We start from the raw sequence: 8,741 nt of genomic DNA, 5'->3' as shown, positions 1-8,741 counted from the left end.
GAGCAGGGGCCCGAGCACCGGGTCGGCACCCAACGCAGCCGCCACCCGCTCCGGTTCCAGGTCCAGGTCGAGCCAGCCGCGCACCGCCGTCGTAAGCTCCCTCAGGACGGCGGGGGAGTCGCTGCCGATGTCCAGGTCGACGGCGTCGGGTGACAGGGTGGCCGTGACCGGCACCGGGCCGGCGCCGGTGTTGAACAGGCGCGTGCAGGTGCCCGCCGCCACGTCGACGGTTTCGAGGCCGGGTACCGCATGGGCGGCCAGGGCGGCCAGCGCGGCCGGGGAGTCGAACGGCGGAAGCAGCGGCAGGCCAACCCGCATGGGTCAGCGGGCCTTGACCGCCAGGACCGGACAGTCAACGGTCAGCAGGATCTCCTGGGCGGTGCTGCCCATGATCAGCTTGCCCACCGGCGAGCGCCGGCGCAGGCCGATGACCAGCAGCGAGACCGAGAGTTCTTCAACCAATTCCACGATCTCGTCCACGGCGTCCTTGCCGCGGACATACTGCTTGAACTCTGCCTGCAGGCCGGAATTGTACAGTTCCTGCTGCACCCAGGCCGCGTCGTGGGCGTCCGAGAACGACTCGTCCTTCTGCGCCCCGCCCGGGCTGGCGTTGACGACCACCAGCTTCTCATTGTTCTGCGTGGCCATTTGGATGCCCTTGCTCAGGGCCGCACGGCCCTCGGGACGCGGGGCGTAGGCAACAAGAATCGTCAACGTGCTCTCCTTACCGGATAACTCCTGCGGTGCCGGCTCCCGGTCGAACATGCACGTCCGGTTCCCCCGAAGCCAGCGGGTGCACATCATTGTGGCACGCATCCCACGGTGCGGCGGATGCGTGAAGTGATTGTGAAAGCCGGTGCTAGTCCCAGACGCCGGAGGAGCCGCGGCGGTGGCTGTCCACCAGGTGGGTGTCGATCATGCCGATGGCTTCCATCAGGGCGAACATGGTGGTGGGGCCGACGAAGGCAAAGCCGCGCCTGCGCAGGGCCTTGGACAGCGCGACGGACTCCGGAGATGTGGTGGGCACGTCCTGGATGTGCCGCGGCTCGGGCGTCTCCTCCGGCTGGAACGACCAGACGAAGTCGCTCAGGCCGCCTTCTGCGCGCAGGGCGATGGTGGCCTTCGCGTTGGTGATGGCGGCGCGGATCTTGGCCCGGTTCCGCACGATTCCGGCGTCCTGCATCAGCGCCTCGACATCGTCTTCGGTGAACGCGGCGACGGTATCCACCTGGAAATCATGGAACGCTTGCCGGAAGGCGGGCCGTTTGCGCAGGATCGTGGCCCAGGAGAGCCCGGCCTGGAAGCCCTCCAGCGTGATGCGCTCATAGACGCCTTGCTCGCCCCGGACGGGCATGCCCCATTCGGTGTCGTAGTACTCGCGCAGCAGCGGATCCGTGGCGGCCCACGTGGGCCGGGCCAGGCCGTCCTCGCAGAGGACTACGCCGGAAGCGGTTGTCTCCATGATTCGATTCTCTCCTACCGTGGCGCGGCCCGCAGGCCCGCCCCGCATGCTGTGGAAAACCGCGGACCCTCATGCCAGGCCGGTCACCCGCATGGTCAGGTTCAGCCGGCCGCCGGTCAGCCCGCAGGCGGGATCGGCCGTGCCCGGGTAGATCCTGGGCACGCCGTGGTAGGCAAACCGGGCCGGCCCGCCGAAGACGAACAGGTCGCCGGACCGCAGCCGGACGTCCGTATACGGCTTGGTCCGCGTTTCGGTGTTGCCGAAGCGGAACAAGCAGTCGTCACCCACGCTGAGCGAAACCACCGGGAAGTCCGCCTGTTCGTCCTTGTCCTGGTGCATGCCCATCTTGGCGGTGTCGTCGTAGAAGTTGATCAGGGCCGTATCCGGCTCGTAGCCTTGCGCCGCGGCCGGATCCCCCGAGGCGTCGGCCAGCGCCCGCCGGCCCCAGTCGGCGAGCCAGCCGGGGAACTCCAGCACGCGCGCGCCGTTCACGTCGTCGGCGGTGCGGGTGTACTTATACGGCGCCCAATGCCAGCCCAGGCACAGCGTCCGCACGCTCATTTCGTGGCCGCCCGGCAGCTTGGCGGCACGGTAGGGGACCGGTCCGCGGCCGAATTCCCGGCAGGCCCGGACCAGTTCCCGCTGCCGTTCCACGGTCAGCCAGCCCGGCACATGCACCGCGCCCGGCGCGATCTCGCGCCGGCCGGCCGGAGCGTGCTCGAACAGGGTGCTCACGCCGCTGCCTCCAGTTGCAGCAGGTAGGCCTTGGCCTCCGGCCCGCCGAGGTAGCCGCCGAAGGCGCCGTCCGAGCGCAGCACGCGGTGGCAGGGCACGACGACGGGCAGCGGGTTGGTGGCGCACGCGCTGCCCACCGCGCGCACCGCCTTGGGATTCCCGACCGCGGCGGCCACCTGCGCGTAGCTTTCGGTCCGGCCGTAGGGGATCTCGGGCAAGTGCCTGAGCACTTCCGCCCGGAATCCCTTGGACAGCCGGCGGTCCAGCCGGAGGTCGAAGGAGCGCCGCCGGCCGGCGAAGTACTCGTCCAGTTGCCGGGCGGCGGCCGCAAGCCGGGCCGGAGCATGCAGGATCCGGGGGCTGACGCCGGCTGCCAGCTCAGCCAGCACGGCATCGTGGTTTTCGCCCTCGAAGGCCACGCGGATTAGTCCTTCCTCCGTGGCTGCCAGCAGCAGCCGCCCCAGCGGCGTGTCGGCGGTGGCGTAGGCCAGGTCGAGGGATCCTTCGGCGGCGGCCTGATGTTCCAGCCTGGTGTGCAGCCGCTGCAGCAGCGCCGGATCCAGGCGGGTCAGCACGTCGAGCACGGGTCCGGGAGCGGCGTCCCGGGCCGCCGAGTGTGCGTTGGTCATCGCAAAACTCCTTCACTCGCGTGGTGTGCGGCCGCTCCCGCGTCCTGCTCCCGGCCGCCGCGGTACGACGCCCGCAGCTTGGCGATGCCGTCGGCGGCCGCGCGGCGGACGGCTCCGGTGGTGGAGCCGGTCAGTGCGGCGGCTTCGGCGTAAGGCAACCCGGCCAGGTAGTGCAGCGCGACGGCTTCGCGCTGCCTCAGGGGCAGGGCCGCGACGGCCTGGTGCAGTTCGTCGTCGTCATTCCCGGGGATTCCCAACGTCGACGGCGACTCGGGCAGATACCCTGCCGGCACCGGAGCGCGCTCCCGCCGCCGGACCACGTCAATGGCCTTGCGGTGGGCGATGGTGACCAGCCAGGCCTCATGGTTTGCGGCGGCGGGCAGCCCCGGATAGGCCCTGAGCGCGGACAAGAAGGTCTCCGACCAGGCATCCTCGGCGTCCGGCCCGGGGCCCAGCACCACCCGGCAGACGCGCAGCACGGTGGGGCCGTGGTCGCTGACCAGTTGCTCGAAGGGTTTCATCTGCACACCTTGTAGACGCCCGTCGGGCGCATTCCGTGAGGTGGGCATCAGAAAAGCTTGCCCGCTTTCACGTCCGCGGGCTCTTCCAGCTCCAGCAGGAAGCGTTTCCGTTCCAGCCCTCCGGCATAACCCACCAGCGATCCGTCCGCTCCGACCACCCGGTGGCACGGCACCACGATGGACAGCGGGTTGTGGCCGTTGGCATGGCCGACGGCCTGGGCCAGATGCGGGTCGCCCAGCTCGGCTGCGAGCTGGCCGTACGAGCGGGTCTGGCCGTAGGGGATGTGCCGCAGCAGCGCCCACACCTTTAGCTTAAAGGGGTCGCCCTTCGGCGCCAGCGGCAGGTCGAACCCGGTTCGCCGGCCGGCGAAGTACTCGTCCAGTTGCGCGGTGACGGCTTCGAAGCCGACGGTGGTGCGGTCGCCGAACGTGGCGGCAGCCGGCATCCGCTTGTGGCTTGGAAAGTAGAGCGCGGTCAGCGACCCGTCCTCGGCGACGGCCGTCAGTTCCCCGAGCGGGGTGTCGATGAGGGTGTGCACGCGGGTCATGGCGCTCCTTCGTCCGCTTTCATTCTCTCCCGTGCAGACGTTCCGGCGCGCGTTAAAGTGAGCCCGCGCTACTGTTCCGACTGCCTCCGGGCGGCGGCAGACCGGAGTTCCGCGTTCTTCAGGCGCAGGTAGCCGATCAGCAGGATCAGCACCCATACCGCCAGTACCGCCACGACGAGCGTGAACAACAAGGGCAAGAACCCAAGCACCGAAACCATTGTCACCGTGTGTCTCCTCGAGCCGTCCCGCCGAATGCGGACAGTCCGGGCCAGCCTACCGGCGTCCGGAGCGCCGGCCCCGTGGACACACCGGGGCGGGGCCGGTCAGCCGCGGTACCGGAACACCGTGTCCTGCCATTCCTTGTGCGCGGCCGGGTCGCTGCCCATGCTCACGTGTTTAATGTTCGTGTAGTCCTCCAGCGAATAGGCGGACATGTCCTTCCCGAAGCCGGACGCCTTGTACCCGCCGTGCGGCATTTCGGAGACGATCGGGATGTGGTCGTTAATCCAGACGCAGCCGGCCTGAATCTCGGCCGATGCGCGCAGCGAACGGGCCAGGCTGCTGGTCCACGCGGAGGCGGCCAGCCCGTACTGGGTGTCATTGGCCAGCGCGAGGCCCTCGCCGTCGGTATCGAACGGAATCGCGGTCAGCACCGGGCCGAAGACCTCCTCGCGGACGATTTCCGCGTCCTGCCCGACGCCGGTGACCAGCGTGGGGCGGTAGTAGGCGCCGTCCGCCAGGTCGGCGCCGGGAGCCGCGCCGCCGGCCAGGATTTTCGCCCCCGCGTCCCGGGCCCGGTTCACGAAACCCGCCACCTTGTCCCGGTGCGCGTGGCTGATTAGGGAGCCCATGTCGGTGGCGTCGTCGGTGGGGTCGCCCACCACCACGAGTTCCATCAGCTCGGCGACCCGTGCGGTGAAGGCGTCGAACAGCGGCCGCTGGATGTACGCCCGGGTGGCGGCGGTGCAGTCCTGGCCGCCGTTGATGGTGCAGCCGGCCACCGCTCCGTGCGCGGCGGCTTCCAGGTCCGCGTCGTCGAACACCACGAACGGTGCCTTGCCGCCCAGCTCCAGGTGCACGCGGTTTCCGCGCCCCGCGGCCAGCGCCATGATGCGGCGTCCGACGGCGGTGGAGCCGGTGAAGGACGTCATGGCCACATCCGGGTGGGTCACCAAGGCCTCGCCCGCTTCCCGGCCGCTGCCGGTGACGATGTTGACCACGCCGTCCGGTATTCCGGCCGCGGCCGCGGCTTCGGCGAAGATCAGGCTGGTGCCCGGCGTGAGCTCGGAGGACTTGAGCACAATCGTGTTGCCGGCGGCGATCGCCGGCAGGATCTTCCACGCCGCCATCTGCAGCGGATAGTTCCACGGCGCCACGGAACCCACCACGCCGATCGGCTCGCGCCGGATCATCGAGGTCCCGCCGGTGCCGTATTCGCCGGCCGCCACTCCCTGCAACTGGCGGGCCGCGCCCGCGAAGAACGCCGCGTTGTCGACCGTCCCGGGGACGTCGAATCCGGTGGCCAGGCGGATGCTCTTGCCGGTCTGCGCGGTCTCCACCGCCGCCAGTTCCGCGGCCCTGCGGTCCAGTTCGGCCGCCAGCTTCAGCAGGGCCTCGGACCGTTCGGCGGGCGTCGCGCCGGCCCAGGCCGGGAAGGCGGTCTTGGCCGCCGCCACGGCGTCGTCCACGTCCGCCCCGGAGGCATAGCCGATGGTCTCCGCGGCCTCGCCGGTGGCCGGGTTCACGCGCGTGGCGCGCTCTCCGCGGCCCTCGCGGAGCCCGCCGTTGATGTACTGGTGCATCCTTTGTCTCCTTTACGAGTCGAAGCCCATGCCGGCCGCGTCCATGGCTTTCAACCAGGGGCCGCGTCGTCCCCGGTTGCGGTCGGCGCGGATCAGGGCGGCGGTGGTGAGCTTGATGCCGAGCCAGGCGAGCGGCTCGGGCGGGAACGGCAGCGGCTTCCGCCGCACCAGCTCCAGCTCCGTCCGTTCCGTCGGCCGGCCGGACAGCAGGTCGAGCATCACGTTGGCGCCGAAGCGCGACGCTCCCACGCCGAGGCCGGTGAAGCCGGCGCAATAGGCCACCCGGCCGGCGTAGGCGGTGTCGAAGAAGGAGAAGAAGCGGCTGCAGGTATCGATGGCGCCGCCCCAGGCGTGGCTGAAGCGCACGTCGGCCAGTTGCGGGAAGGTGGCGGCGAAGTGGGCGGCGAGCCGGCGGTACGTTTCCGGGCGGTGGTCGTAGGAGTGCCGGAGCGACCTGCCGTAGTGGTAGACGGCGTCGTAGCCGCCGAACAGCATCCGGTCCTGCCCGTAGGCGTCGGTGGTCAGCCGGTAGTAATGGAACCGGTTGTCGTTGTCGGCGATGCCGAACCGCTCGGACCAGCCCAGCGATTCCCGTTGCCCGCCGGTCAGCGGTTCCGTCATCAACGCGTAGTCGTACACGGGGACGGTATGCAGCCGGGTGCGCGCCAGCAGCGACGGGAAGGCATTGGTCGCCAGCGCGACGCGTCCGGCGGCCACGGAGCCGGCGTCGGTAGCCAGCAGGATGGACCCCGCCCGCTGGGACAGGGAACGTGCCGGCGTGTGTTCATAAATCTCGACGCCGGCCCGCAGGCAGGCGTCGCGCAGCCCCCAGGCCAGTTTCGCCGGATGCACCATCGCCGTTCCCCGCCGGTCCCGCAACCCTGCCCGGTAGGCGGGGGAGGCCACCTGCTGTTGGACGGCGGCCTGGTCCAGGAACTCGAGCGCTGGGTCCTCGGCGGCCTCCTCTGCAAGCCAGCCGACGTGGTGCTCTTCGGTGGCCACGGACAGCGTGCCGGTGCGTTCAAAGCCGGCGTCGATCCCGTACCGGGCCAGGCTCTCTTCGATCTCGTCCAGGTTCTGCAAACCCAGCTTGTCCAGCAGTTCGTTTTCGCCGGGGAGGTGTCTTTGCCCGTTCGCGCTCCCGTGGGTCAGGCTGGCCTCGCAGAAGCCGCCGTTGCGGCCGGACGCGGCCCAGCCGATGCGGTTGCCCTCCAGGAGCACCACCGAGCGGTCCGGGTCGCGCTCCTTGGCCAGCAGCGCGGTCCACAAGCCCGTGTAGCCGCCGCCGACCACCGCCAGGTCCGCCGTTACCGTGCCGCGCAAGGACGGCAGCGGTGCGGGGCGCGAGGGATCATCCAGCCAGAACGGCGTCGGGGACGCCCCGGCCAAGGCGGCGTCGAGGCGTGCGGCCGGGATCTGCTCTTCGGCACGGTCGTAGAACGTTTTCATGCCGGCGCCCCCTGCCGTTCGAATACCGGTTGGCCGGCCACCAGGGTCATATCGGTGCCGACGGTGTGCAGTTCCTCCGAGGGAAGGCTGAACGGGTCGACGGTCAGCACGGCCAGGTCGGCCGGCGCTCCGGGAACAATCCGGCCGCCGTCGTCCTGGCGGTTCAGCCAGGCCGAGCCGGACGTGTAGGCGGCCAGCGCGGTCTCCAAAGACAGCGCCTCGTCCGGCAGCAGCGGCCCGTCGGAACCGTCGTCCGGGTGCCGGCGGTTCACCGCCACGTGGATGGCCTGCCAAGGATCCGGGCTGGACACCGGCCAGTCCGAGCCCATTGCGAGCCGGGCGCCGGAGGCGGCCAGGGAGGCGAACGGGTACTGCCAGCCGGCCCGTTCCTCGCCGATCAGCGGCACGGTCAGCTCGCGCATCTGGGCGTCGTTGCAGGCCCAGAGCGCCTGCAGGTTCGCGGTGACGTCCAGTTCGCCGAAGCGGGCGACGTCGGCGGGGTGGATGATCTGCAGGTGCGCCATGTGGTGCCGGCCGCTGCCGGGGCCGTTCGCGCGCCGGGCACGCTCGACGGCGTCCAGTCCCTCCCGCACGGCACGGTCGCCGATCACATGCAGATGCAGGTCGAATCCGGCGGCATCCAGCGCCGTCACTACTGCCGCCAGAACGTCCTCGGGAAGATACGTCAAACCGCGGCCCGCCGACGGACCGTCCGCCGCGTCGCCGGCGGCGGCAGGGCCTTCGTGTCCCGCCGCGCCGGCACAGGCGCAGGGCTGCAGGTACGGCTCCAACATGGCGGCAGTCCTGTTCTCCGGCACCCCGTCCACCATGATCTTGGCGCTGGTGGTGCGGAAACCGGCCGCCGCGTTCTGCTCCCGGCGGGCGATAAAGTTCGCGACCAGGTCGGGGACCGTGGCCAGGCTGGTGCTCCGCGGCACCCACAGGGCTCCGGCGGCACGGCCGGTCAGCAGGCCCTCGTCCAACAACGCCCGGTACGCGGCGCTGGCCTCCGGATAACCGGCATAGTCGCCCAGGATCGCTTCCTGCCATCCGGTGACGCCTACCGAGTGGAGGTAGCGCTGGGCCTCCAGCAAGCCGGCCCGCATGTCCTCGACCGTCGCCCGCGGGATGACCCGGTTGACCAGGTCCATGGCACCTTCGTGCAGGGTCCCGTCCGGGTTTCCGGAGGCATCGCGCTCCAGCAGGCCGTCCTTCGGGTCGGGGGTGGCGGCATCGATGCCGGCCAACTCCAGCGCACGGCTGTTGACCCAGGCACTGTGGTGGTCCGCGTTGACCAGGTAGACCGGGCGGTCCGGGACCACCGCATCCAGCGCCTGCCGGGTCGGATAGCCGCCCGGGAAATCCGCCTTGTGCCAGCCGCCGCCGGTGATCCACCCGCCGTCGGCGGAGGAGGCGAACGAAGCTATCCGGGCCAGCACCTCGTCGGCCCCGGCGCACAGGGACAGGTCGCAGCCCAACCGTTCCATCCCGGCCATCACGGCATGCACGTGGGCATCCGTGAAGCCGGGCGCCAGCAGTCGGCCGCGCAGGTCCACGACGGTGGCCTCAGGCCCCGCCGCCGCCCGGGCTTCGGC

Annotated in this window: 11 protein-coding genes; all 11 read right to left on the bottom strand. The window is 70.6% G+C overall.

What is annotated here, in order from left to right:
* The coding region (locus AC5RV2_RS11650) for an AlkA N-terminal domain-containing protein (protein WP_494092464.1) at positions 1-318 on the bottom strand (318 nt) is incomplete at its 3' end.
* A 3-nt stretch (positions 319-321) separates the two neighbouring features.
* Complete coding sequence (locus AC5RV2_RS11645; RefSeq protein WP_494064994.1) at positions 322-714, bottom strand: universal stress protein; 393 nt, start codon at positions 712-714, stop codon at positions 322-324.
* Between the two features lie 145 nt (positions 715-859).
* Positions 860-1,462, bottom strand: a complete 603-nt coding sequence (locus AC5RV2_RS11640; protein WP_494092463.1) for a DNA-3-methyladenine glycosylase I — start codon at positions 1,460-1,462, stop codon at positions 860-862.
* Positions 1,463-1,531: 69 nt separating this feature from the next.
* Positions 1,532-2,197: an alpha-ketoglutarate-dependent dioxygenase AlkB family protein gene (locus AC5RV2_RS11635; protein ID WP_494092462.1), complete on the bottom strand. Its 666-nt coding sequence runs from the start codon at positions 2,195-2,197 to the stop codon at positions 1,532-1,534.
* Complete coding sequence (locus tag AC5RV2_RS11630) at positions 2,194-2,826, bottom strand: methylated-DNA--[protein]-cysteine S-methyltransferase (RefSeq protein ID WP_494092461.1); 633 nt, start codon at positions 2,824-2,826, stop codon at positions 2,194-2,196. Before AC5RV2_RS11630 ends, AC5RV2_RS11635 begins: the two co-directional genes overlap by 4 nt.
* The gene (locus AC5RV2_RS11625; RefSeq protein WP_494012932.1) at positions 2,823-3,347 is read right to left on the bottom strand and encodes an RNA polymerase sigma factor; all 525 of its coding nucleotides are present in this window, start codon (positions 3,345-3,347) and stop codon (positions 2,823-2,825) included. Before AC5RV2_RS11625 ends, AC5RV2_RS11630 begins: the two co-directional genes overlap by 4 nt.
* Positions 3,348-3,394: 47 nt before the next feature.
* Entirely contained in the window at positions 3,395-3,895 is a 501-nt protein-coding gene (locus AC5RV2_RS11620; RefSeq protein ID WP_494092460.1) for a methylated-DNA--[protein]-cysteine S-methyltransferase, read from the bottom strand.
* A 68-nt stretch (positions 3,896-3,963) separates the two neighbouring features.
* On the bottom strand, positions 3,964-4,119 hold the full coding sequence (locus tag AC5RV2_RS11615; protein ID WP_494092459.1) for a hypothetical protein: 156 nt from the start codon (positions 4,117-4,119) through the stop codon (positions 3,964-3,966).
* Positions 4,120-4,218: 99 nt separating this feature from the next.
* Positions 4,219-5,697 carry a gamma-aminobutyraldehyde dehydrogenase gene (locus tag AC5RV2_RS11610; RefSeq protein WP_494092458.1) on the bottom strand — a complete coding sequence of 493 codons (1,479 nt, stop codon included), beginning with the start codon at positions 5,695-5,697 and terminating at the stop codon, positions 4,219-4,221.
* A gap of 12 nt (positions 5,698-5,709) precedes the next feature.
* Positions 5,710-7,146 carry an NAD(P)/FAD-dependent oxidoreductase gene (locus tag AC5RV2_RS11605; protein ID WP_494092457.1) on the bottom strand — a complete coding sequence of 479 codons (1,437 nt, stop codon included), beginning with the start codon at positions 7,144-7,146 and terminating at the stop codon, positions 5,710-5,712.
* Positions 7,143-8,741, bottom strand: a 1,599-nt coding sequence (locus AC5RV2_RS11600) for an amidohydrolase (protein ID WP_494092456.1), incomplete at its 5' end; no start/stop codon positions are given. The genes AC5RV2_RS11605 and AC5RV2_RS11600, both read right to left, overlap by 4 nt.

The sequence above is a fragment of the Arthrobacter sp. Y3225116 genome (assembly GCF_059091245.1).
The sequence above is the reverse complement of the archived record's forward strand: the minus strand, read 5'-3'. Positions and strand labels throughout refer to the sequence as shown.

Coding starts and splice junctions, on each gene's coding strand:
- AC5RV2_RS11620 (WP_494092460.1), bottom strand. CDS start 3,895: ATGACCCGCGTGCACACCCTCATCGACACCCCGCTCGGGGAACTGACG.
- AC5RV2_RS11605 (WP_494092457.1), bottom strand. CDS start 7,146: ATGAAAACGTTCTACGACCGTGCCGAAGAGCAGATCCCGGCCGCACGC.
- AC5RV2_RS11640 (WP_494092463.1), bottom strand. CDS start 1,462: ATGGAGACAACCGCTTCCGGCGTAGTCCTCTGCGAGGACGGCCTGGCC.
- AC5RV2_RS11630 (WP_494092461.1), bottom strand. CDS start 2,826: ATGACCAACGCACACTCGGCGGCCCGGGACGCCGCTCCCGGACCCGTG.
- AC5RV2_RS11625 (WP_494012932.1), bottom strand. CDS start 3,347: ATGAAACCCTTCGAGCAACTGGTCAGCGACCACGGCCCCACCGTGCTG.
- AC5RV2_RS11610 (WP_494092458.1), bottom strand. CDS start 5,697: ATGCACCAGTACATCAACGGCGGGCTCCGCGAGGGCCGCGGAGAGCGC.